18 protein-coding genes are annotated in these 23,372 nt (G+C 64.6%); 7 read left to right on the top strand and 11 right to left on the bottom strand.

The genetic code is table 11. The annotated features are described in order from the left end of the window. Positions 1-35: 35 nt before the first annotated feature. Positions 36-770: a response regulator transcription factor gene (locus tag CWT10_RS14360; protein ID WP_103063015.1), complete on the bottom strand. Its 735-nt coding sequence runs from the start codon at positions 768-770 to the stop codon at positions 36-38. 258 nt (positions 771-1,028) lie between these two features. Here CWT10_RS14360 and CWT10_RS14355 point away from each other — a divergent pair, with 258 nt between their 5' ends. From CWT10_RS14355 to topA, 3 genes are all read left to right on the top strand, one after another. After that, positions 1,029-2,381, top strand: coding sequence for a PAS domain S-box protein (locus CWT10_RS14355; protein ID WP_103063016.1), 1,353 nt, complete (start codon positions 1,029-1,031; stop codon positions 2,379-2,381). Between the two features lie 136 nt (positions 2,382-2,517). Next, positions 2,518-3,840 (top strand): PAS domain-containing protein, encoded by a 1,323-nt coding sequence (locus tag CWT10_RS14350; protein WP_103063017.1) that lies wholly within the window; start codon positions 2,518-2,520, stop codon positions 3,838-3,840. Between the two features lie 236 nt (positions 3,841-4,076). After that, complete coding sequence (gene topA / locus CWT10_RS14345; protein ID WP_103063018.1) at positions 4,077-7,061, top strand: type I DNA topoisomerase; 2,985 nt, start codon at positions 4,077-4,079, stop codon at positions 7,059-7,061. A 563-nt stretch (positions 7,062-7,624) separates the two neighbouring features. Here topA and CWT10_RS14340 read toward each other — a convergent pair. From CWT10_RS14340 to CWT10_RS14295, 10 genes are all read right to left on the bottom strand, one after another. Continuing rightward, positions 7,625-8,377 carry a CPBP family intramembrane glutamic endopeptidase gene (locus CWT10_RS14340; RefSeq protein WP_103063019.1) on the bottom strand — a complete coding sequence of 251 codons (753 nt, stop codon included), beginning with the start codon at positions 8,375-8,377 and terminating at the stop codon, positions 7,625-7,627. A 257-nt stretch (positions 8,378-8,634) separates the two neighbouring features. Further along, a complete protein-coding gene (locus tag CWT10_RS14335) occupies positions 8,635-9,351 on the bottom strand; it encodes a TetR/AcrR family transcriptional regulator (RefSeq protein ID WP_233188137.1) in 717 nt (238 codons plus the stop codon). Positions 9,352-9,396: 45 nt separating this feature from the next. Beyond that, on the bottom strand, positions 9,397-10,785 hold the full coding sequence (locus CWT10_RS14330; RefSeq protein ID WP_103063021.1) for an MFS transporter: 1,389 nt from the start codon (positions 10,783-10,785) through the stop codon (positions 9,397-9,399). Positions 10,786-10,880: 95 nt separating this feature from the next. After that, a complete protein-coding gene (locus CWT10_RS14325) occupies positions 10,881-12,506 on the bottom strand; it encodes a BCCT family transporter (RefSeq protein ID WP_103063022.1) in 1,626 nt (541 codons plus the stop codon). Continuing rightward, the gene (locus CWT10_RS14320; protein ID WP_103063023.1) at positions 12,496-13,260 is read right to left on the bottom strand and encodes a creatininase; all 765 of its coding nucleotides are present in this window, start codon (positions 13,258-13,260) and stop codon (positions 12,496-12,498) included. Before CWT10_RS14320 ends, CWT10_RS14325 begins: the two co-directional genes overlap by 11 nt. Beyond that, the gene (locus tag CWT10_RS14315; RefSeq protein ID WP_233188138.1) at positions 13,260-14,306 is read right to left on the bottom strand and encodes a DMT family transporter; all 1,047 of its coding nucleotides are present in this window, start codon (positions 14,304-14,306) and stop codon (positions 13,260-13,262) included. Before CWT10_RS14315 ends, CWT10_RS14320 begins: the two co-directional genes overlap by 1 nt. 231 nt (positions 14,307-14,537) lie before the next feature. Next, entirely contained in the window at positions 14,538-15,665 is a 1,128-nt protein-coding gene (locus CWT10_RS14310; RefSeq protein WP_103063024.1) for a serine/threonine protein kinase, read from the bottom strand. Between the two features lie 135 nt (positions 15,666-15,800). Then, on the bottom strand, positions 15,801-16,766 hold the full coding sequence (arcC, locus tag CWT10_RS14305) for a carbamate kinase (protein ID WP_128683541.1): 966 nt from the start codon (positions 16,764-16,766) through the stop codon (positions 15,801-15,803). A gap of 7 nt (positions 16,767-16,773) precedes the next feature. After that, a complete protein-coding gene (gene argF, locus CWT10_RS14300; protein WP_128683539.1) occupies positions 16,774-17,781 on the bottom strand; it encodes an ornithine carbamoyltransferase in 1,008 nt (335 codons plus the stop codon). A 35-nt stretch (positions 17,782-17,816) separates the two neighbouring features. Then, the gene (locus CWT10_RS14295) at positions 17,817-19,040 is read right to left on the bottom strand and encodes an arginine deiminase (RefSeq protein ID WP_103062106.1); all 1,224 of its coding nucleotides are present in this window, start codon (positions 19,038-19,040) and stop codon (positions 17,817-17,819) included. A gap of 731 nt (positions 19,041-19,771) precedes the next feature. Here CWT10_RS14295 and CWT10_RS14285 point away from each other — a divergent pair. From CWT10_RS14285 to CWT10_RS14270, 4 genes are read left to right on the top strand one after another with little or no spacing between them, the layout of a single operon-like run. Continuing rightward, positions 19,772-20,227 carry a DUF3060 domain-containing protein gene (locus CWT10_RS14285; protein ID WP_103062105.1) on the top strand — a complete coding sequence of 152 codons (456 nt, stop codon included), beginning with the start codon at positions 19,772-19,774 and terminating at the stop codon, positions 20,225-20,227. A gap of 28 nt (positions 20,228-20,255) precedes the next feature. After that, positions 20,256-20,993, top strand: a complete 738-nt coding sequence (locus tag CWT10_RS14280) for a response regulator transcription factor (RefSeq protein ID WP_416171688.1) — start codon at positions 20,256-20,258, stop codon at positions 20,991-20,993. Continuing rightward, positions 20,990-21,985: a sensor histidine kinase gene (locus CWT10_RS14275; protein ID WP_103062104.1), complete on the top strand. Its 996-nt coding sequence runs from the start codon at positions 20,990-20,992 to the stop codon at positions 21,983-21,985. The genes CWT10_RS14280 and CWT10_RS14275 overlap by 4 nt, the downstream gene beginning before the upstream one ends. A 40-nt stretch (positions 21,986-22,025) precedes the next feature. Beyond that, positions 22,026-23,303, top strand: a complete 1,278-nt coding sequence (locus CWT10_RS14270; RefSeq protein ID WP_128683537.1) for an OmpA family protein — start codon at positions 22,026-22,028, stop codon at positions 23,301-23,303. Positions 23,304-23,372: the final 69 nt, after the last annotated feature.

Below are 23,372 nucleotides of genomic sequence, written 5' to 3'. Positions count from 1 at the left end.
TGCCATTACCGTTCCGGGTGTGCGGGCCGGGGCGGTTACCGGGCGGAGGCGGCGGGCTTGAGGACGTAGCCGACTCCGCGCATGGTGTGGATCATGGGCTCGCGGCCCTTGTCGATCTTGCGTCGTAGGTAGGAGATGTACAGCTCCACAATGTTTGCCTGCCCTCCGAAGTCGTAATTCCACACGCGGTCCAGGATCTGCGGCTTGGATAGTACCCGGCGAGGGTTTCGCATCAGATAGCGCAGCAGTTCGAACTCGGTGGCGGTCAGGCGGATCTCGTCGCCCCCGCGCCAGACCTCGTGGGAGTCCTCGTCCATGCGCAGATCACCTACCTCCAGCACGTTGGTGGGCTTGTCCGCGTCGGCCCCCGAGCGTCGCAGCAGGGCGCGCAGGCGGGCCACGACCTCCTCTAAGGAGAAGGGCTTGGTGACATAGTCGTCCCCGCCGGCGGTGAGCCCCGCCACGCGGTCCTCGACGGCGTCCTTGGCGGTGAGGAACAGGACGGGAACGGTGGGCTGGTGCCCGTGGATGCGACGCATGACCTCCAGGCCGTCGAAGTCGGGCAGCATGATGTCCAGCACGATGACATCGGGACTGATCTCCTGGGCGATGCGCACCGCCGCCCGGCCGGTGCCTGCGGTGGTCACCTCCCAGCCCTCGTAGCGCAGCGCGGAGGCGAGCAGATCCGCCAGGGTCTGCTCGTCGTCCACAACCAGGACGCGTATGGGGGAGCCGTCAGGGCGGGTGAGGGTCTCGGTGGGGATGCTCATGCCGCAATCTCAGATGGCAGCGCTAGGAGCAGCCTCATGTGGGACTGTGAGAGACCTGTGAACCTGTTTCGGGTGCTTCACCGTGTCATCCGTGCACGCGGCACGAAGCGAGCATGCATGAATCCGCGGGCGATTGTGCGCACGGCTGCCGGTATGGGATACAGTGTCGGGGCGAGTGCCAGTCATATGGCATGCGGGGGCAGTGCCGCCAAGAACCGCAACGATCCCAAGTGTAGTGCTATACCTCACAGGAGTGTCATGGAATACGTCAACGGCAATGAGCGGCTATTCGGTGCCGGCGACCTGTTCTTCTCGGTCACGGATACCAAGGGTGTAATTCGCGGTACCAACCGGGTGTTCAACACCCTTTCCCGGTACAGCGCGGAGCAACTCATCGGTGCACCGCACAACATCATTCGTCACGATGACATGCCTGCGGGCGCGTTCAAGCTCATGTGGGATGAGCTCGAGCAGGGCAGTCCCGCCTGCGTTTACGTACTCAATCGCGCGCAGGACGGGATGGACTACTGGGTCTTCGCCACGGTGGTGCCCTTGGCCGACGGCTATCTGTCGGTACGTATGCGGCCGGGCAACCAGGCCCTGTTCGCCCCTGTCAAGCAGATGTACGCCCGCGTGCGCGCCGCCGAGCGCGAATATGCCGCGGCGGGGCACTCGCGCCAAGAGGTGGGGCGTTACGGTGCGCAGCTGCTCACGGAGGAACTGCACAAGGCCCAGTTCCGCGGCTTCTACCCCTTCGCCAGGGCCGCCCTGCCGCGTGAGCTGGCCCTGCTGGTGGCCGAAGGGGTGCGGGTTCCGGCGCGCGTGAACTCCGACAATCCCATGTCCGAGATCCTGCTGACCATGGCCGCCATCGAGCGGGACACCGATGAACTGGTCCAACAGTTGGGCGAGTATCAGGAGCTGATCAACGGCCTGGGGGTGTGGACGACCGGGATCCGCTCCATCAGCGAGCGCGCCACCCGGGTGGGCTCGGTGGTCACCGAGGTGACCAGCCCCGATCAGGACTCCTCCGTGCCGGTTGTCTCGGCGCGTGTCAAGGAGCGCATCGCCCGGGCCCTTGAAGTGCTGCAACGGCTCAACTCCTTCCTGGTGGCCTTGTATGAGGTGGTTGCGGATGTGCGCTTCCGTGCATCGCTGATGCGCCTGCACACGCTCATGACGGGCATCTTCGCCGCCGCCGTTTTGGACGGGGAGGACGCGGACTCCGCCGTGGCGATCGGGGACCTCGCGGAGGCGCTCGTAGGCGATCTGGAGCCGTTGGTGCCCTCCTGCCAGAACGCTGCGGACCTGGCGGCTCACCTGGATGCGGAGATGCGCTCCCTGGTGTCCGATCTGGATCGGGTCAATCGCCCGTTCCAACGCTGGATCCGCGCCGTGCAGGATGAGGGAGCTCTGCCGCTGAATGAGGGTGCGGACGCTCAGGCCCTTGTGCGCGAGGCGGTGGAGCTCAGCGAGCGGGGATTCCCGGAGACCGCGTCCTTAGCCGAGCTGGCCGCTAAGGCACGCGGTGCGGTGGTCACCCTGGATGCTCCCGTCATCCGTGAGCGTATTGAGACGGTTCGGCAGGCGCTGGCTCGGATGGGGGAGTGACAATCCCATAAAGGGATGTTGCCGGCGGAAATATGTCCCTAGAGTAGTGCAGTAGCCGGAACAGTCGATGGTCGATTGGCGTGCCGGTTCGTGACGGCCGGAAGCATGTCGGTCGCGTGCGAAGAAAGGGGACCTGATGGAATCGCAGATCGGCTATGAGAGGCTGTTCGATCCGGAGGACATCTTTTTCTCGACCACCGACCGCCGGGGTGTCATCCAGAACACCAACCGCACCTTTGACCACCTTTCCCGCTACTCGCGTGACCGTCTCATTGGTGCCCCCCACAACATCATCCGCCATTTGGACATGCCCGCAGGTCTCTTCCGGCTCATGTGGGTCGATCTTGAGGCCGGCAGGCCCGTGTGCGCCTATGTCACCAACCGGGCGCTGGACGGACTGGACTACCGGGTGTTCGCCACGATCGTGCCCCTGCGTGAGGGGTACCTCTCGGTGCGGATCAAGCCGATGGACACCGCGACGCGCAACCCTGTGGAGGAGGCCTATCGCAGGGTACGCGCAACTGAGCGCGAGCTCGCCGCGCATGCGGCCTCCCGCCGTGAGGTAGGTGAGCGCGGCGCCGTCGAGCTGGCCAAGGAGCTGGGGGGACTCGGATTCGAGTCCCTACATGAGATGACACAGGTCATGCTGCCCCGCGAGGTCTCGGCCCTGGTTGGGGCCGGTGTGCGCGTGCCCGCGGCGCTGCCCGGAATGCAGGGGCCGGTTGCGCGTCTGCTAGCCGCGGTGGCGCTGATTGAGAAGGAGACCAACACGCTGGTCTACGAGCTCGACGAGTACATGCGGCTCATTTCCGCCATGGAGTCCGCCCGTGGCGCCGCTTCGGCCGCTCAGCGTCGGGCGGTGCGCATCGGTCGGCTGGTCTCCCAGGACACGGCGGGAGGCGACCGGGTCCGGTCGCTGGCCGGGCAGATCAGCGAACTGATCGGCGTTGCGGACGCGGAGCTGGGCAGGCTGCCGGCTCGCCTGCGGGCCATGGACGACGCCGTCACGGAGCTGCGTTTCGCCGTCGCCCTCATGCGGCTGATGACTCTCATGGTGGGGCGATTCGCGCGTTCCATCCTTGACGGCTCGGAAGAGGAGCCGGTCCGCTCGCTACGGGATCTGCATGAGGGCCTGGAATCTGGTTTCGCGGGTCTGGCCCCCGTCCTGCGCTCCGTGGGCGTGCAGGCGCGTGAGTTGGATGATGCCCTGCATACGGTGACTTCGAGTCTGGACCGGGCCACGCGGCGACTGGGACGTTGGGTTGACGCGCATAGAGGCGGGTTCTCTGGCTCCGGCGTCGTCAACGAGGTGGCGTCCTTCATGTCCCAGGGATTCCCGGAGGTCGGCGGGCTGGCTCAACTGGCCGCGGAATGCCGCGGACTGAACCTCACCTATGACGAGGCCGAGACCCAGAAGTGCCTGGCGGCGGTCCGGACGGCGCTTACTGAGTTGTCGTGACTCGTCCCGAGTCGTCCTGAGTTGTCGTGAGTCGTCGTGAGTCGTCCTGAGTTGTCGTGAGTCGTCGTGAGTCCGGTAGGTGGTCGATTCCACCGTGCCGTCTTCGACTGCGGTAGGTTACGCTCACCCGTGGGCGGGTCCTAGCCGGCTCCCGTCGTCACATCCGTGGGGCAGTGACGGTAGGTCTGACCTATTGATTCTATTGATGTCTGTGGTCTTCGTGAGAAAGGTCGCCTGTGTCTACCAAGCTCGTCATCGTCGAGTCCCCCAATAAGGTCCGCTCCATTGCCGGATACCTGGGCAAGGACTTCGACGTCGAGGCCTCGGTCGGCCATATCCGCGACCTCGCCCAGCCCTCCGAGCTGCCCGCAGCCGAGAAGAAGGGTCCGTACGGGAAGTTCGCCGTTGACGTTGAGGGCGGTTTCAAGCCCTACTACGTGGTCAACCCGGATAAGAAGAAGACGGTCACGCAGCTGCGCAAGGCCCTGAAGGACGCTGACGAGTTATACCTGGCAACCGATGACGACCGTGAGGGTGAGGCCATCGCCTGGCATCTGCTGGAGGTGCTCAAACCGAAGGTGCCTGTCAAACGCATGACCTTCACCGAGATCACCAAGGAGGCGGTCACCCGCGCCCTGGGCAACACTCGCGACCTGGACACCCACCGGGTGGACGCTCAAGAGACCCGTCGCATCCTGGACCGCCTGGTCGGTTACGAGGTCAGCCCGGTGCTGTGGCGCAAGGTGCGTGCCGGCCTGTCAGCCGGACGCGTGCAGTCGGTGGCCACCCGGCTGGTGGTCGAGCGCGAGCGCGAGCGTATGGCCTTCAAGGTTGCCGGCTACTGGGGTGTTCAGGCGCAGCTGTCCACCGATCTGGCAGCCGGAAGTTCCTTGCGTCCCCCCGCCGGGGCGCCGGAGGCCTCCTTCACCGCCCGCCTGACCGCACTGGACGGACGGCGCGTGGCCACCGGCCGGGACTTCACCGACGCCGGTGCGCTGCGCCCTGCCGCCGTCAAGGCCGGCACTGTCCATCTGCACGAGGGGGCCGCCCGCGCCGTCGCCGAGGCGATCACCCGGGCGGTGCCGCGCGTGGCCGAGGTGGAGGACAAGCCCTACCGGCGGCGCCCGGCCGCCCCCTTCACCACCTCCACTTTGCAGCAGGAGGCCAGCCGCAAGCTGCGCATGAACCCGCGCGAAACCATGCGGGTGGCGCAGGCGCTGTATGAGAACGGCTTCATTACCTACATGCGCACCGACTCCACGGTGCTGTCCGGGCAGGCGGTCGCCGCCGCCCGCGCCCAGGTGGCCGAACTGTATGGCGCGCAGTACGTGGCGCCGAAACCGCGCGTATACGCCAACAAGACTAAGGGCGCCCAGGAGGCGCACGAGGCGATCCGCCCCGCCGGCGACCACTTCCGCACCCCCGCGCAGGTCTCGGGACGGCTCACCGGCGCCCAGTTCCGCCTGTATGAGCTCATCTGGCGGCGCACTGTCGCCTCCCAGATGGCCGACGCCACCGGCTCCACGGCGACGGTACGTGTGGATGTGCCGCTGCGGCCGGCCGACGGGGGCTCCCGCGACGCCGGCATCACCTTCAGCACTGCCTCCTTGAGTGCCTCGGGAACCGTCATCACCTTCCGCGGCTTCCTGGCCGCCTACGAAGAGGGACGGGATGCCGAGCGCTACGAGTCGGAGAACACTCCTGCGGTGGCGGGCGGCGATGCCGGTGCCTCGGGCGAGGGCTCGGGGAGTAGCCCAGCAGCGGGAGGGGCTGCGAAGGCGGGCAAGGACCGGGAGGTGCGCCTGCCCGCCATGATCGCTGGTCAGGAGCTGTGCGCACTAGCCGCCGAGGCGGCTGGGCATGAGACCACCCCGCCGCCTCGCTACACCGAGGCCTCCCTGGTCAAGGCACTGGAGGAGCGGGAGATCGGCCGCCCGTCCACCTACGCCTCCATCATGTCCACCATCTCCGACCGCGGCTACGTGGAGCACCGGGGCCAGGCGCTGGTGCCCACCTGGCTGGCCTTCGCCGTCACCCGCCTGCTGGAGGAGAACTTCAGTGAGCTGGTCGACTACGACTTTACCGCCTCCATGGAGGCCGACCTGGACCGCATCGCCGCCGGTGAGGAGGACCGGGTCGGCTGGCTCACACACTTCTATTACGGGCCGCAGGGGCAGGCCGGCGCTGGGGCCGGTGATGCCGCACCGTCCGGTTCGGCGTCCGCAGCGGGGATCGGCGCGGGGCAGAGCCAGGGGCTGAAGGCCCTGGTTGACGGCTTGGGCGAGATCGACGCCCGCGCCATCAACTCCATTGACATTGGTGAGGGCATCACTTTGCGTGTGGGCCGTTACGGCCCCTACCTGGAGGACGCCGAGGGCAAACGTGCCAACGTTCCCGGTGATCTGGCACCCGATGAGTTGACGGTGGCCAAGGCGCGGGAGTTGTTCGCCCGTGCCGCCGACGACGGCCGCGAACTCGGCGTCGATCCCTCCACCGGGCACACCATTGTCGCCAAGGATGGCCGTTACGGCCCCTACGTCACCGAGATCCTGCCCGAGCCGGATACTGCCGCCGACGCCGCCGGGACGGAGCCCGCGCAGGAGTCCTCCGCCAAGTCGAAGTCGGCCTCCCGACGGTCCAGGAAGGGGCCCAAGCCGCGCACGGCGTCGCTTTTGAAGTCCATGGACCTGGCCACCGTCACCCTGGAGCAGGCCCTCGACCTGCTGAGCCTGCCACGGGTGGTCGGCCAGGACGCCGACGGCGTCGACATCACCGCGCAGAACGGTCGCTACGGACCGTACCTGAAGAAGGGGACGGACTCGCGTTCCTTGGAGAGCGAGGAGCAGCTGTTCACGGTGACTGTGGAGCAGGCGCTGGAGCTGTTCGCCCAGCCGAAGCGTCGTCGCGGTCAGGCCGCCTCCCGGGCGCCCCTGCGTGAACTCGGCACCGATCCGGCCACCGGCCGGCCCGTGGTGATCAAGGACGGCCGCTTCGGCCCCTACTTCACCGACGGGGAGACTAACGTGACGCTGCGCCGCGACGATGATCCGGCCACCGTCACCCCCGAGCGCGCCTATGAACTCCTGGCGGAGAAGCGTGCCAAGGGCCCGGCCAAGAAGCGCACCGCCCGTAAGACCGCGAGCAAGAGCTCGAGTGCGAAGAAGACAACCACACGGAAGTCGACCACGCGGAAGTCGACCACCCGTAAAACGAGCGGCTGAAGCCGCCTTCCTGGTTAACGGGCTCTTCTGCTTCGAGGCTCTGTTCGCCGAGTTCGGTAGATATAACCATCGAGTTCGGTAGATATGACGATCGAGTTCGGTTGGTGGGGCTGGTGGGGTGGGGGAGTGTACGGATTCGGCATGAACGGTGTTCCTCCGTCCGGCGTCGCCTACCAGGTCCGCATGGTTTCAACGAATTTGAGGGTGTGTGCTGGGCGGGGCGGGGTGTTTGTGCCGATTCTGGACACTTTGGCTCTCAGGTGCTGGCCTACTGTCCTGGCGTGGTGGGTAGGTTCCGGACGCCGCCAACGATGCTGACCGGAAGGCCTGGACCACCTGCCTGCCGTTGGACTGCCTGAAACGCACTCTCAGACGGTCCAAGCGCAGCCAGGTGGTCCAACCGCAGCCAGGTGGTCCAATTCGGGTGGGCTGTCATGAAAAGCGGCATGAGTTGGGTAGCCATCGAGTAATGCGGCAGCCTGTGGCCCAACTGGGCCACAGGCTGCAACGTGAGCGCCGCGGCGTACTCCCGCCTAACCGACGCCTTGACTTGTTAGACGCCGTCAGGCGCTCTGAGAGGGGGCGACTGCCTCCTGCTTCCGCCTCTTCAGGATGAGGACGAGCGTGATGACGAATTCAATCGCGGTGAGCGCGCCCATCGCGATGCTGATGGCCGGATACTTCACCGGCGCATCACTCAGAAGGATGTAGTCCCACAGGAAGTGGGCGGTTATCAGCAGGCCGATGCTCTTGGTGTAGTCGTACATGATCGCGTAGAACAACCCGGCGATGAAGGTGGACACCAGTTGCGACAGGGTCCCGGTCAGGGGCTGACCCGCAAGAATGTTGACCGCGTGAAGCAGACTGAACATGGTGGCGGAGACCAGCAGGGCACCATTGATGCGGTTGCCGTTCGGCTCACCCAGATAGCCGACGTACAGGATGCGGCGGAAGATCAGCTCCTCCGCGATCCCGACCAGCAGCGCCACGGCGAGCGGGGTCATGAAGGCGGCGCTCAGCTCCCCGTTCGTCGCCAAGTAGTAAGCGGTCATACCAATGACCGGAACGAAGATCACCAGGAAGAGCGTGTAGCTCTTCGGACCGGTGGGAGCGGGCAGCTGCTTTCGCAGGGCGAGGAAGCAGAAGACCGCGCCCAGGGCCAGCAGGCAGAAGAATGGCAGCATGGCCTTCGCGTAGCCCGGGTCGTTGTAGCTGGTGTTGAAGAGGTGGCGAACGGTCAGGTTCGCGATCCCCATGGCGAGGATGTAGACGACGGCGCACTTCAGCGCGGTACGTGCTGTCTTGGTTCTCGGCATATCGCCTCCCTGTCGGATCTGATGCTTCCGACTAGATCGTGTGGCGCCCTTGTGGGGCTTGGTGTGATCCGACCGCTTTTTGGTTCGCGTGTCGGCGCGAGCTGTGAACTCGCGACTGCGGAGGGTATCATGCGATGCTTAAGAGTCGATCGTTTGATCCTATGACGAAGAAATGCCGGATTCACCCGGGCTTCTGCTCCGCCGGGGAGCCTCGTCGTCTCAATGAATGTCGCCGGTGGGCGATGCGGCCGCGGGGGCTACGGTTGTGAGTCCTTCGGAGAGTCGTATGTTGAGGTCGGCTCGTCGAAGTATCGGGTTGGGAGGGGCATCTCACGGGTGGTGCGGGTACGGAACTCTTCCGGGGTGGTGTTGGTCAGTGCGGTGAAACTCAGCTCCGACAACTGCACCAGGCGCCGCAGCAGAGCCAGCGCGGTGTTGCGTACGTCGCGGTGCTCGCTGAGTGCGGTCACCGCGGCGCCGTCGACGGTGGCGATGACGGTTTCGGCTGTCAGGTACAGCCCAAGGCCGTTGACCACGCGGTTGACGGCGGCGTTCAGGCGGTTACGCCCCTCGCCGTAGGCGCGGCCGACAGGTGCGGAGGCGTTTGCTGAGATCAGCTGCATGTAATGGCCCAGGTAGGGACCGGCGTCGGGCAGGGTGGCCGAAAGCAGGAGCTCGACGACCTCCTCCAGGGAGGGGGAGTGATCCAGTCCCTCGACCTTCTTGGCGACCCGTTCGGCACGTTCGGCCCACAGGGCGATGTTCACCCGCCCAGCCTCATAAAGGAGGTCATCCAGGCCGGAGAAGTAGTACGTGGTGGCGGAGAGAGAGCAGTCGGCTCGTTCCGCCACACCACGATGGGTTACGGCGCTCGGTCCGGATTCACGGATGATCGCGGCAGCGGCGTCGATGATGGAGCGACGTCGTGCCTCGCCCTTGGGCGTTGCAGGGGTCCTGGGAGCATCGGTACTCACAATGGGGCGATGTTAACGCCCGAACGAGAGTTCGGCCTGTTGGTCTCACCTTGCGGTTGTCGGCTCCTGGGTGGCGGTGCCGGACTCGGAGGTGAGGTCGGAGCGCAGATGCACTTGAGAAGCGACGAGCGCCACCAGCGCTAGAGCGGCGACGGCGGTGAGCAGGTAAGCCGGGGCGATCGGTGTGCCGGTGAGCTTGATCAGCCAGGTGGCGATGAACGGTGAGGTGCCGCCCAGCAGGGTGTTGGCCATGTTGAAGGACAGGGCGAAGCCCGAGTAGCGCACGTCGGTGGGGAACAGCTCGGCAAGGAAGGATGCCAGTGTGCCGTCGTTCAGGGTGAGCATCAGCGCAAAGAGCAACTCGCAACCGATCAGTGCCAGTAGTGAGGCGTGCGTCATGATGTGGAAGACCGGTATGGTTCCCGCGACGAAGGCGACAGCGGCGATGATCATGATGCGCTTTCGACCAATTAGGTCTGAGATGTGGCCCATGACCATGATCAGCGCGATGTAAAGGGCCAGCGTCACGGATGTGGCCAATGTGGCCTGAGTCTCTGGGAATCCCAGCTCGGTGCTGACGAAGCTGGGCATGTAGCTCAACAGCAGGTAGAAGGCAACAGCGTTCAGACATGACACACCGAAGCCGGTCAGCACTGCTCCGCGGTGGTGCCGCAGCAGCTTGCGCAGGGGTTCGATGCCCGACGACGGCGTGCCGCCCCCTTGCTCACGCGCCGCCGCCTTCTGCTGGCTTTCCAACCGGTTACGTAGCTGCGTGTAGGCCGGAGAGTCCTCCAGGTGGGTACGAATGTAACGGCCGATGAGTCCCAGCGGTCCGGCCACGAGGAAGGGGATGCGCCAGCCCCAGGCCAGCATGGAGTCGTGGTCCAGCGCGGCGAACAGTGCAGAGACCGATAGGGAGCCCACCAACAGGCCTGCGGCAGTCGAGGCCGGCACCAGGGAGACGTAGATGCCCCGGCGTGCAGGTGGCGCGTACTCCGCCAAGAAGGTGGCGGCGCCGGCGTACTCGCCTGAGGCGGAGAAGCCCTGGGCCATGCGGGCCAGGAGCAGCGCTATGGCGCCCCATATGCCGATCCGGTCGTATCCGGGCAGGCAGCCCACGATCACGGTGGAGGCGGACATGATGAGGATCGACCAGCTCAAGGCCCACTTGCGGCCTTTGCGATCGCCCCAGGCGCCCCAGATGATCGCTCCGATGGGGCGCAGAATGAATGACATGGCGAATACCGCGAAGGCTGACAGCAGACGCGTAGTCGGATCGGAGTCTGGGAAGAAGACTTCGCCGATCACTACGGCCAGGTAGCCGTAGGAGGCGTAGTCGAACCATTCGATGAAGTTGCCGATGAACGAGGCGCCGGCCGCGCGTCGGACCGCGCGCCTCCCGGCGTCGTCGATCTGGTGGATGGGTGTTGACATGATTTGGCCTTGATGTGTCGTCTACTGGCACTGACTTGCTGGAGAGCTGCTAACTATTAATAGGGGAATGTAGTCGTTGTAGATTCGGACTGGGATCAAGTGGCCTCGGTGCTGTGAAGCACATCCGTTTCCGTGCTATGGCGTCTACGCAGTCTGCGAACTATGTTCGCCATCATGAGTAGAATGATGGCGCTGAATGGCAGTGCGCCGACAATGGTGCCCGTCTGAATCGTGGTCAACGCGCTGCCGCCGCCCAGCGTCAGAAGTGCGATCGCCAGCACGGAGATGAGCACTGCGAGTATGACTCGAAATCTGGGGGAGGCCTTTGCGCCCATGGAAACGAATCCAGACAGCGCATGCACCCCTGAGTCTAAGGAGGTCACGAAGTATGTTCCCACTAGCACCGTGGCCACTAGGATCAGTAGGCCTCCGATGAGCGGCACGAAGTTGAGTGCCGCGAAGAGCCCGGCCGAGATGTCCGCATCCAGGGAGTGGCGGACGGCGCCGTCCGACTCGGTGTCGTACCGCAGGGCGGTGCCCCCGATGATGCCGATCCATATCATGACAATAAGAGTGGGGACACCGAGCACTCCGAGTACGAACTCCCTGAGGGTGCGTCCCTTGGAGATCGAGGCGATGAAGGAGGCGACGAAGGGAGAGAAGGCGATGCACCAGCACCAGATGAAGGTGGTCCACTGCCCGTTCCATGATTCGTGCCAGGCATTGATCCCAGAGCCCAGGACCTCTGGTTCGGAGTAGACCGACATGGCGACGAATCGGTCGATGAACTCGCCGACCGACTGCGGCACGATGTGCAGGATGTACATCGTTGGGCCGAAGACCAGGGTGAGGAAGACGAGCGCAACGGACAGCAGGGAGTTGAGCTCCGAGATGAGCCGCATTCCGCGGTTGACCCCGAAGTAGACCGAGACCGCGGTGACCGCGCCCATTGTGGCGATGACGGCAACCTTGCCGGGGGTAGAGATCTCGATGCCCAGCAACGCAGACAGCCCCGAGGACAATTGCAGGGAGGCGAAGCCAAAGGATGTGGACAGTCCCAGGATCGTTGCTAGGATCGCGAATAGCTCGACCGCCAATCCGATACGGCGTCGGTGGCGTGCAGGGAACAGATCCTCACAAGCGCCCCGGAACGTGGCTTGTTGCGCGCAGTTGTATGTCGAGTAGGCGATGCACAGTGCGACCACGCAGTAGATTGCCCAGGCGGTCAGCCCCCAGTGGAAGTAGCCCCATGACAGTGATGCCGCGTCGGCGTTTCCCGGATGGGAACCGGCGAGGGGGTCGTCGGTTTTGAGGAGCACGGGCTCGGCCACGGACCAGAAGATGAGGCCTATGCCCTGCCCGGAGGCGAAGAGCATCGAGTACCAGGCGAAGCGCCCATACTCGGTTTTCGCCTTCGGGCCGCCCAATCTGATGGAACCATCGCGTGAGAAGGCGATGGCTAGGACGAAAACAAGGGCGAGCCCCGAGAAGACGACGAAGTACCATGAGAAGTACTCGGTGACGAAAGTGCGGGCGGTGTCAATGACCTTTGAGGCCTGTTCCCGGAATAGGACGGCGCCCAGCGCCAGGAGGACAACAACGGTGACCGCCGCGATCCGGATGCCGTTGTCATCGCGGCGCCGGGTTTCGGCGCTGATCGAGGCGGAGTCCTCCCGCTCCTCATCGGAGCCGATGACGCTGGGGCCGTCCTCAGAACTCATGATGAATAGCCTCGACGATGCCGTCCGCGGCGGTGTCCAGTAGGATGCGTCCCTTCTCCAAAGTGGCGTTTCGAGCCGAGGACAGGCATCCCGACGGCGGGGTCAACTCCGGTTTGATGGGAAGGACGTCATAGTTGGGCAGCACGGCGGGAGGATCGTCGGACACTCGGTCCATGTCAACCAGCTCGGGGTGAAGCAGGAGCATCAGGGAAGTCTCCAGGACTCCGCCGTGTTCAAGATCCCAGCCTGTGAAGCCCTCGGGGTAGAGTCGATCGATGGTCGCATCATCGACGAAATCCCAGTAGGAGATGAGCTGACAGGTGATCTCGATGCCGTGTAGCCGTAGTTCGCGGACCGCCAGGTCGACGCCTTCGAAAAGGAACTGGTAGTTCTCGTAGTGGCCGTTGCAGAAAACGAACTTACGCACTCCGTGCTCGGCCAGTTCCAGGGTGATCTCTTTGGCGAGGTCTATGAAGGTCTTGCCCGTCATGCTGACGGTGCCCGCCAGGTGATAGCCCCCGCCCGAGCGTTGCTGGGACTTGTAGCCAAAGGTGATGGTAGGACCGACGACGGCGTCTATCCGTTCTGCGACGGCGGTAGCCATGTCGGTTGAGAGCAGCTCGTCCACGCACAGGGGCATGTGGGGGCCGTGCTGTTCGAGCGATCCGACCGGAATGATGACGATCGGGTTGGAGGCGACGCGTTCACGGTAGGTGAAGGCATCCATCTCCTTCATGAGGACGGTCTGCTTCATCAGACTAGCGCTTTCTCGTGCTCGGCTGGAGTAGTCTCAGCCTCGGTGTTCGGTGGATTGGCCGCACCTCGGGTGGAGAAGAGTACCTGGGACAGGCCGCCAGCGATGATCAGTGCACCGCCCACGAATTGCAGTCCGGAGAGGTGCTCGTGGAAGAGAATGAACCCGAGGATCGAGGCCATGATGGTCTCTTGATAGGAGATGGTGGCCAGCTCTCCAGCCAGTAGCATCTTCGAGGCCACCGTGAGGAAGTAGAAGGCGCCGAATCCGGTCATGACGGCGGCTACCAGGAGCACTGCCCAGGAGCGGCCGTCCATCTCCAGCAGGTTCCAGGGTGCGCTGACCGGTTTTCCGTCGGCGTCCACGGTTGTGGTTGGCACGCCGTCGACGGACTCGCGCACCGGATAGACGAAGGAGCTCCAGCGGAAGGCCACCATGATGGCGATCGTGGAGGCGGCGAACAAGAAGTTGTACCAGGCGCGGACGTTGGAGTCGCAGTCCTCGCGATAGCGTGAGACGAATAGATATAGCCCGTATGCGACTCCCGAGGTCAGGGCGATGATGTTCCCGGTCATGTACTGGGGGTCCAGATCTAATCCGATACCATCTTCTGAGACGATCTCTACGATGAGCAGGGTGCCGATTACGACGGAGGCGAGCGATGCCAGCATTGCTGGCTTGAAGGGCTCCTTAAGGAAGATCGTTGCCAGTACCGTCGAGTAGATCGGGCCCGTGTAGATCAGGAACGACGCGTTTGCGAGGGTTGTGTACTGAGTGGCTATCACATACAGTGCTGAAAGCAGCCCGAGAAATATTCCCGAGAACAGCATGGCGGGGGAGAATCTGGTGGCGCGTACCTTGCGAAAACCACCGATGGCCAAGAATATGATGGTCATGCCGAGGAATCCGGCGAATGAGCGCCAGAAGGCAATGAAGTCCCCCGGGGCGTTGATGTAGCGAGCAAACGCTCCAATTCCGCCCATCAGCGAGGAGGAGAGGAACATGAAGCCGAAACCCTTGAGCTTGTACTTTGAACGTTCGTTCAAGGTGCTACTCCTTTGTAGTGCTGACTTTCTTCACCGGTTTCACTCAGGATGATGAGGACGCCGGATGCGGTGTTGAGGGGCGGCACACACGCAGCCATCTCGTATCCGTAAGGTGAATTGCCGCGGGGCCAAGTGTCCGCGGACGGGACTCGCCTCCCGGTTGCCCGGGCAGCCGGGAGGCGAGTCCCGTAGTGATCCTGGCGTTGTGCTCCGCTCCTCAGAACGTGGGCATCAGACCAGCGTGGGGTCTTCGACCTGGTTCGGGAAGTAGTCCTCGCAGCCGCCCTCGCGGTAGACGTCCGCCGTCGCACAGTGCAGGGCACCGCCGAAGGGGTAGGCGTCGCGGAAGGGCACCGGGATGACGTTCATCCCGAGCTTGTCCATCTGCTCCATCTGGTGGACCTCGGAGGCCTCGCAGATGACCGTCTTGTGGTCGAGCACCAGGCAGTTCATGGACAGCCACACCGAGGAGTAGCACAGCGGCGGCGGCGTGTCGTGCGCCGGCTGGGCGGCGTCGACGATCTGCCAGTCGTTGGCCTCGAAGATCTTGCGCTGCTCCTCAGGCAGGCGGCGGTGCGGGTTGTTGATGATCAGGCCCGGCCGCAGCGGCACGAAGGTCGCGTCGATGTGGATCGGGTAGGGGTCACCCGGGAAGTTGACCGCGTGTACGCGCAGGTCCGGGTAGTAGCGCTTGAACCACTCCATTGCCGTGCGGTTGGTGGTCAGACCGTGCTGGATGAACAGGTCCTTGCCCAGGCGCAGCACGTCGGCGGCGTCCCACATAGGCTCGACCTCGGTGGTGACGAAGTCCTTGTTCGCGGTACGTACGAGGCGCTCCTCCAGGGAGATCTTCTCGTCGTAGTAGTTGTGCTTGTAGGACTTGTCCGTCAGACGGGGGCGAGGGGCCTGGGTCCACTTGAACTCCGGGTCCTCGTCGAAGTACTGCTTCATGAGCGGCCAGTAGGCCAGGTACTCGAAGTACCGGCAGCGGAAGGAGTTGGCGGAGGCCATGATCTCGTTGCCGATGGTGAGCAGGATGTCGCGAGGCGGCATACAGGTCATCATCGAGTCGTTGCGGAAGTCGGGCGTCTGGATGTGCTGGTTCCACTGCAACGGGGTGGGCCGGTCCACCTTGACGCCGTGCTCCTCGAGAGTCTTGGCGAGGAAGTCGAGCTGGACGGCCGCCTTCTCCACGGTCTCCAGGGGCCGGGGCCCCCACATGCCGCGCATCTCGGAGTCGATCGGCACCTTCTCCGAGGTGGCGGGCTCCTCGGGCGGAATCACGGAGTGCTCGGCACGTCCGACGATGACGTGCTTGAGCGGGTCGAAGTCGTTCCATGAGTTGACGATCTTCGTCATGGTGGTCACTTCCTTGTGAATGTGTGTCTGCTGCTTGGTGGTTGCGGACGATTGGTCGGATCTTCGCGGTTCAGTGATTGCGGGCGGGCATCACTCCTTGGCTGTGTGAATCCGGGAGCATTCGAGCTACTGGTGTTAGGAGGGCACGAGACCCGGCGTGGGTGGGCGGATGTCTTCGGGTTGGCCGTAGTTGCCGCCGGGGGTGATGATGGTTCCGGCGGTGCCGTTGATGATTGCGGTGGTGTCCTCCAGGCGGCCGATGGCGGCCATGTCGCCGGTGAGTTCGACGAAGCGGCATACGGCTTCTACTTTGGGGCCCATGGAGCCGGCGGGTAGGTTGAGGGCTCGTAGGGATGCTGGTGTGGCGCGGTCGATGCGTTGTTCGTTGGGGGTGCCGAAGTCGGTTCTTACTCCGTCGACGTCGGTGAGGATGAGTAGGGCGTCGGCTTCGAGGTGTTCGGCCAGTACGGCGGCGGTCAGGTCTTTGTCGACGACGGCTTCGACTCCTTCTAGTTTGCCTTGGGCGTTGCGGATTACTGGTATGCCGCCTCCGCCGGAGCAGATGACGATGGCGCCGGCTTGGAGGAGGGTGCGGGCCATGCGGGTTTCGATGAAGCGTTGGGGTTTGGGGGAGGGCACTACGCGGCGCCAGTGGGTGCCGTCGGGTTTGACGGTCCATCCGCGTTCGGCGGCCAGTGCCTGGGCGGTGGGCTGGTCGTAGACTTCGCCGACGAATTTGGTGGGGTTGTTGAAGGCCGGGTCGCCGGCTAGGACCAGGGTCTGGCTGATCAGTGAGGCGATGTGGCGGCCGGGTAGGGCGTTTTGCATGGCCTGGAGGATCCAGTAGCCGATCATGCCCTGGGTTTGGGCGCCGAGGGTGTCGAAGGGGTAGGGCTCGGACAGGCGCTCGTCGTTGGCTGACTGTAGGGCGAGGGTGCCTACTTGGGGGCCGTTGCCGTGGGTGATGATCAGTTCGTGTTCCTCGGCCAGTGCGGCCAGCGCTTTGGCGGCTCGTTTGACGTTGGTGATCTGGGTGCGTGCGTCGGGGCGCTCTCCCCGGCGCATGAGGGCGTTGCCTCCCAGTGCTGCGACGATTCTCATGGGTGTATCACTCCCAGTCGCCCAGGGTGGCCACCATGACGGCCTTGATGGTGTGCATGCGGTTTTCGGCCTGGTCGAAGGCTATGTTGCGGTCGGTCTCGAACACCTCGTCGGTGACCTCCAGGCCGTCCATACCGGTCTTGGTGTAGATGTCCTGGCCGATGGTGGTGTTGCGGTCGTGGAAGGCGGGCAGGCAGTGCAGGAACTTCACCTCCGGGTTGCCGGTGCGCTGCACCAGGGTCGCGTTGACCTGGTAGGGCTTGAGTAGAGCGATGCGCTGATCCCACACCTCTTTCGGCTCGCCCATGGACACCCACACGTCGGTGTACAAGAAGTCCACGCCCTTCACGCCGGCATCAACCTCGGAGCCGATGGTGATCCGGGCACCGGACTCCTCCGCCAGACGACGGGCGGAGGTGACCACCTCATCGGCCGGCAGCAACTCGGCAGGGCCGATCAGGCGCACGTCCATGCCCATCAAGGCCCCGGAGACCAGCAGGGAGTTGGCCACATTGTTGCGGCAGTCCCCCAGATAGGCCAAGGAGATCTCCTTCAAAGGCCGACCCGCGTGCTCCAACATGGTCAACTGGTCGGCCAGGGCCTGGGTGGGATGCCAGTCATCGGTCAGCCCGTTCCACACCGGCACCCCCGACAGATCCGCCAACTGCTGAACATGGGCCTGGCTACGGCCCCTGAACTCAATCCCATCGAACATCCGACCCAACACCCGGGCAGTGTCAGCCACCGACTCCTTATGCCCCATCTGCGAACCCGACGGATCCAGATACGTGGTACTAGCACCCTGATCAGCCGCAGCCACCTCAAACGCGCACCGCGTACGCGTAGAAGTCTTCTCAAACAACAAAGCAATATTCTTGCCCTTAAGACGCTGCACCTCCCGGCCCGCCCGCTTATCAGCCTTCAACTGACCCGCCAAATTCAACAAAATACTCCACTGCGACGCCGTAAAATCAAGCTCCTTGAGGAAGGAACGTCCGGACAGAGGATGCGACATGGTGTTCTCCTAATGTGTTTTTGAACGCGGATGAGTCAGTCGACGGGATTGCGCAGAATCGGGCAGCTCATGCAGTGGGGTCCGCCACGGCCGCGCCCCAACTCCGAGCCGGGAATGGTCAGTACCTCGATCCCCTTGCTGGTCAGGTACCTGTTGGTATTGACATTGCGCTCATAGGCGATGATCGTGCCGGGGGCGATGGCCAAGGAGTTGGCGCCGTCGTCCCACTGCTCACGGGCCGCCGAGCGGGAGTCCTGGGGCGTGGTCAGCACGATGATCTCGTCTAGTCCGAGGGCCTCGGCGATCACCTGGTGCATGAGCTCGGGGGCGTTCTCCCGCACATCGATCTCATCGGGGTTGTCGCCCGGGCGCAGGGTGACGGTGGGGAGCATGCCGGCACCGGCGTACTTGGTAAAGGTGCCGCGGTCCACCATGGTCATGATTGTGTCCAGGTGCATCTGGGCGCGTGACTTCTGCATGCGCACGGCAACAACCTCGCGAATACCCCCGGCGAAGAGCTTGGCCGCCAGATGCTCCACCCCCTGCGGGCAGGTGCGTTCGGAGATCCCGATCATGACCGCGCCGTTGCCGATGATCTGGATATCGCCACCCTCAATGCTCATCTCCCGGCCAAGGGTGCCGTCGTTCCAAAGGGGGAAATCGGCGTTGGCGAACAGTGGATGCCAGCGGTAGATGGCCCGGTAATTGAGGGTCTCGCGGCGGCGCGCGGTACGGCGCATGGTGTTGACCGAGACGCCGTCGTAGATCCAGCTGGAGGAGTCCCTGGTGAACAGGTGGTTGGGCAGCGGTGATAGCAGCAGGTCCTCATCATCAATGGAGGACATGACCATGGAGGAGACCCCGGGCAGCTGCTCCAGCAGCTCGGCCTTGGTGATGCCAGCGATCAGCACCTCTGCTAGCACCTCGGCGGGGGCCTCTTCGGCCCATCGGCGCACCGTGGGGGCGGCCGTGAACCCCGTGTGGTCGGCAGTGAGCGCGCCTTCGAGCAGGTACTGCCTAGCCTCGGGAACTTCGATGGTGTCTGTGAGAAGATCTTGGAGGTAGAGGACGTTTACGCCGCGCTGCTTGAGGATCGCCGCGAACTGGTCGTGATCCTGCTGCGCTCTCTCCAGCCACAGCACATCGTCGAACAGAAGTTCGTCCTTGTTGTCCGGGGTGAGTCGATTCATCTCCTTGCCGGGGCGATGAAGGATGACCGTTGCTAGTTCGCCGATCTCCGAGGCGACGGAAAACTTCATGTCGTGTCTCCAGATTCGTCTTCAGCACACCTGCGTGCCTGTGCGGGGCGGTCGGTCGCCCCGTCGCGATTGGTACAAGCGTACCAATGTTTGTGTGAACCGAGAAGGGGGAAGAGGCGACTTCTAGTACGTTTGTCCAAAAACTCTAGGGCTGGGTCGGCTGTGTGGTCGCGCGAACGGCGCGTCATGGGGGAATTTATGCGGTATTCGGGTGGTGTTTGGGCCTGAGGGGAGCGAGAAGGTCAAACGATGGTCTTTGTAGGCATTCACAGCCCGTCTCGTCTTTGCCAGCAGGATTCCAGCTGTCTGCGCAGCCTCCTACGACGCCCGTGTCGCCGGGAGCCGCCGGGCGCGGCACCACGGCCGCGACCGCACAGACGACCCCGGCCGACCGGATGGCCCCGGCGGACCGGACGCCCCGGCGGACCGGATGGCCCCGGCGGAGCGGATGGCCCCGGCGGACCGGATGGCCCCGGCGGAGCGGATGGCCCGGCGGAGCGGATGGCCCGGCGGAGCGGATGGCCCGGCGGAGCGGATGGCCCCGGCGGACCGGACGCCCCAACCCCCGAGCACCGGTTCTTACGCCGTCAGAGTGCAGGAGCTCGCAGACCGGGGACCGTGAATCTGGCTTACCACCGTGTCGCAGGGTTGCGACACGGCAGCGACGCCCATGGGGTATACCCGCCTGTACTCTTTCGGTACCCAACTGCTGATTCCTGTAAGGAGCACCCGTGCGCATCACCGGCAAGCCCCTGGTCCCAGTAACCGTTCTCGCTGCGTCCCTTTCTTTGGCCGCGTGCTCAGTCAGCCTCGGCCGGGGCGCCGAAGACTCCCCAGAGCAGACTGCGGCCGTCGCCAATGCTGACATCACCGATCCCGGCTGGCTCGATGCCATTGAGAACGGCGATCGGCAGACACGGTCCGGCGACTACTGGATCGCCGACTCGAACCGTACCTACAACCTGGTCGGTGAGTTGGACAACCTGAACGTCACGGGAGCGGGAGTAGTGGTCGCGGCGGAGACCGTCTCGTACTTGAATGTCGCCGGCTCGGATGTAACCGTCTACGTGCGCGAGGTAGCCAGCGTGAAGGCCCTGGGGTCCAATGTGAGGATCTACTACTTGGACGGCAACCCGGAGGTGCAGGATCTGGGCTCGGGCAATGTGATCGACCGACTGACCAACTGACCGGCCCGGAATCAATCGGTGCAGCCCCATGCTCATGCCCACATCCCCCGCACCCGTGCAGCCCTCAGCAACTGTCCTGCTCGTAGATGACGAGGCCCCCATCCGCACCTCGCTCGGCTCCTACCTGGAGCGCAGCGGTTACCGGGTGATGTCCGCCGGAGACGGCGTGGAAGCGCTGGACCTGCTCGCCGACTATGACATCGACATCGTGGTCAGCGATGTACTCATGCCCCGCATGGACGGGCGGGAGCTCGTGCGGAGGGTGCGGGCCGGCGGCACCTGGACGCCGATCATCCTGCTCACCCAGGTCGACGCCTCCTACGAGCGGGTCTCCGCCCTGGACGACGGCGCCGACGACTACCTGTCCAAGCCCTTCGATCCCGCGGAGCTGGCCTCCCGAATCCGCGCCGTCCTGCGCCGCACGCGCGGGGTGGGACAGCCGTTGACCGCCGCGGCCCGGCTGGTGTCGGGAGAGTTGACCCTGGACCGGGCCGGTCGCCGCGTCACCCTGGCGGGTCGGGAACTGACGCTGACGCCCAAGGCCGTGACCCTGCTCGACTTCCTCATGTGCCACCCCGGTGAACTGCACACCCGCGAGGCACTGCTGTCCGCACTATGGGGAATCGACTTCGCCTCCTCCACCCGCGCCGTCGATCATCGTATCCGCGAGATCCGTCGGGCTCTGGGAGACAATGCCACTGACCCAACCTTCATCCAGACCGTCCCCCAGGGTGGCTATCGCTTCCGCGGTGAGGTGCACGCATGAGGCGCTTCTGGCTGGGCTGGGCGGGCGGCGTCCTTGGGGCGGTGGCCCTGACTGTTCTGGCTCGCCTGCATTGGGGTGGACTGTCCATAACCGTGACTACCGCCGTGCCGACAGCCGTGGCCATAACCGGTGCGGCGGTGCTGACGGCGGTGGCTGCGATCGGAGTCGGACGGCGGCGCTGTCGGGCCGCACAGATACGCGTGCATGCGGAGGTCCAGGCTCAGGAGCGCCGTCGTCACCGCCGGTTCCTGCAACGGCTGGATCATGAGTTGAAGAACCCGCTGACGGCGGTGCGCGCCGCCGTCGCCGACGCCTCCCGCACCGCCGACCAGGAGATGGCCGCCGACCTGGAGGTGGTGGATGCTCAATCCCGGCGGATGAGCCGACTGCTGACGGACCTGCGCAAGCTGGCTGAGCTGGAGACGGCGCCTCTTGCACTGGAGGATGTTGACCTGGCCGAAACCGTTCAGGATGCGGTCGGTGCCGTCAATGAGGAGATTGCCGGACGGGGTGCGGCGGTGCGCGTGCACATGGACCTGCCGGCGGCGCCCTGGCCGCTGCCGCATGTGCGTGGCGACGGCGACCTGCTGTACTCGGCGGTATACAACGTCATCGCTAATGCCGCCAAATACACCCCGGACGGTGGCGCGGTGGAGGTGCGCGGCCGGGAAGAGGGCGGCACCATCACCATTGAGGTGGCCGATACCGGCATCGGTGTGCCCGAGGCGGACATGAGCCGCGTTTTCCAGGAACTGGAGCGGGCCGGAAATGCGCGTGCCCTGCCCGGCTCCGGCCTGGGCCTGGCCCTGGTGCACACGATCCTCGACCGCCATGGCGGGCACGTGCGAATGACGTCGCGCGAGGGCGTGGGCACTCGGGTGTGGCTGACGTTGCCGATCACCGGTCCACCTCGCGCCGCCCAACCGGCCCGCGCGCCGACCCCTGGTCCGCCGCCGCTACCACCTGACAGCAAGTACTCCCCGAAGCTCTGACACAGCCATCGGCAGATAACGACAGACAAGGAACCATCCCATGCGATCTCAGCTCACTTCCCGCCTTTTCGGTAAACCCTCCCGCGTGCCGGTGACATGCGCGGCAGCAGCGGCCCTGGCTCTGACCCTGGCCGCCTGCGCCGGTGGTGCCTCCAGATCCACCGGTGCCGAGAGTCCGGCCCCACCGCCGGCAGCGGCAGCGCCCAGCGCACCCGCGAGCGCCTCGGCCGCCCCGACCGGATTGACCGGTTCGGCGGACTCCAGTCTGGCGGTGCCCGGGTACCAGGTCGGTGAGATTCCCCCGATCCCGGTATTCACCTTGCCGGACCTCAGCCTGCTCACACAGTCCACGGGAGTCTTCACCCCGGATCTGACCAAGGACATCACCTCCGTGCCCGGGGTGAAAGTGACTCCCGCCCGGTGCGACGAGCCGGGAGTCCTGGCGACTGGCGCGGGTACTACGGTGCTGGACGGTGACGGGGCGATGTCCTATTCGGACGCGTCGGTGACGATCACCAATGATGGCGACGGGGCGGGTACCTACTTGGACGCGTCGGTGACGATCACCAATAATGGTGATGGGTCGGGTACCTACATGGACGCGTCGGTGACGATCACCACCGATGGCGACGGGGCGGGTACCTACTTGGACGCGACCATGACGGTGACCGTCGATGGTGATGGGTCGGGTACCTACATGGACGCGTCGGTGACGATCAACAATAATGGTGATGGGTCGGGTACCTACATGGACGCGTCGAGGACGATCAACAATAATGGTGATGGGTCGGGTACCTACATGGACGCATCGGTGACGATCACCAATGATGGTAATGGCACTGCCACGGTCACCGGGTTCTCGGGCACGGTCACCGTGGCCGCCGAGCCGCTGCCGCCGGTGGGTAAGGTCGGCTCCTTCCCGTCGATCGATGCCATTCAGCCGGTCGAGTCCTGCGGCACGCTGATCACTCTTGAGGACGGAGTCCTGTTCGACTTCGGTTCCTACGAGATCCGTGACGATGCGGCCCAGACCCTAGGCAATCTGGCCGAGGTGCTAATCGAATCGAACTCTCCCACCCTTAAGGTTTACGGACACACGGACTCCATTTCGGATGAGGCCTTCAACCAGACTCTGTCTGAGAACCGTGCCCAGGCCGTTGTCAACGCGCTGATAAGCGAGGGCGTGACCGCCTCGACGGAGGCCACCGGTTACGGCGAGACTCGGCCCGTGGCTCCCAATGAGAATGAGGACGGCTCGGACAACCCGGCCGGACGCCAGCTCAACCGCCGGGTGGAGGTTTTCATACCGGCCTTCTGAGCACAGCTGGGTGCATCGGCCGGTGTTGAAGGGGCGGGGCCGGTAAGCGGGGTGCTGTCCAAGCCCAGC

Origin of the sequence: Actinomyces qiguomingii (assembly GCF_004102025.1) — a bacterium.
Lineage (GTDB): Bacteria > Actinomycetota > Actinomycetes > Actinomycetales > Actinomycetaceae > Actinomyces > Actinomyces qiguomingii.
Note: the sequence above shows the minus strand (reverse complement) of the source record. Positions and strands in the feature narration are given on the sequence as shown.

What these genes read in the sequence shown, in the direction of transcription:
- CWT10_RS14360 (WP_103063015.1), bottom strand. Translation starts at nt 770, where the DNA reads ATGAGCATCCCCACCGAGACCCTCACCCGCCCTGACGGCTCCCCCATA.
- CWT10_RS14310 (WP_103063024.1), bottom strand. Translation starts at nt 15,665, where the DNA reads ATGACGAAGATCGTCAACTCATGGAACGACTTCGACCCGCTCAAGCAC.
- CWT10_RS14330 (WP_103063021.1), bottom strand. Translation starts at nt 10,785, where the DNA reads ATGTCAACACCCATCCACCAGATCGACGACGCCGGGAGGCGCGCGGTC.
- arcC (WP_128683541.1), bottom strand. Translation starts at nt 16,766, where the DNA reads ATGAGAATCGTCGCAGCACTGGGAGGCAACGCCCTCATGCGCCGGGGA.
- CWT10_RS14340 (WP_103063019.1), bottom strand. Translation starts at nt 8,377, where the DNA reads ATGCCGAGAACCAAGACAGCACGTACCGCGCTGAAGTGCGCCGTCGTC.
- CWT10_RS14350 (WP_103063017.1), top strand. Translation starts at nt 2,518, where the DNA reads ATGGAATCGCAGATCGGCTATGAGAGGCTGTTCGATCCGGAGGACATC.
- CWT10_RS14295 (WP_103062106.1), bottom strand. Translation starts at nt 19,040, where the DNA reads ATGAAGTTTTCCGTCGCCTCGGAGATCGGCGAACTAGCAACGGTCATC.
- CWT10_RS14325 (WP_103063022.1), bottom strand. Translation starts at nt 12,506, where the DNA reads ATGAGTTCTGAGGACGGCCCCAGCGTCATCGGCTCCGATGAGGAGCGG.
- CWT10_RS14270 (WP_128683537.1), top strand. Translation starts at nt 22,026, where the DNA reads ATGCGATCTCAGCTCACTTCCCGCCTTTTCGGTAAACCCTCCCGCGTG.
- argF (WP_128683539.1), bottom strand. Translation starts at nt 17,781, where the DNA reads ATGTCGCATCCTCTGTCCGGACGTTCCTTCCTCAAGGAGCTTGATTTT.
- CWT10_RS14320 (WP_103063023.1), bottom strand. Translation starts at nt 13,260, where the DNA reads ATGAAGCAGACCGTCCTCATGAAGGAGATGGATGCCTTCACCTACCGT.
- CWT10_RS14275 (WP_103062104.1), top strand. Translation starts at nt 20,990, where the DNA reads ATGAGGCGCTTCTGGCTGGGCTGGGCGGGCGGCGTCCTTGGGGCGGTG.
- CWT10_RS14355 (WP_103063016.1), top strand. Translation starts at nt 1,029, where the DNA reads ATGGAATACGTCAACGGCAATGAGCGGCTATTCGGTGCCGGCGACCTG.
- CWT10_RS14280 (WP_416171688.1), top strand. Translation starts at nt 20,256, where the DNA reads ATGCTCATGCCCACATCCCCCGCACCCGTGCAGCCCTCAGCAACTGTC.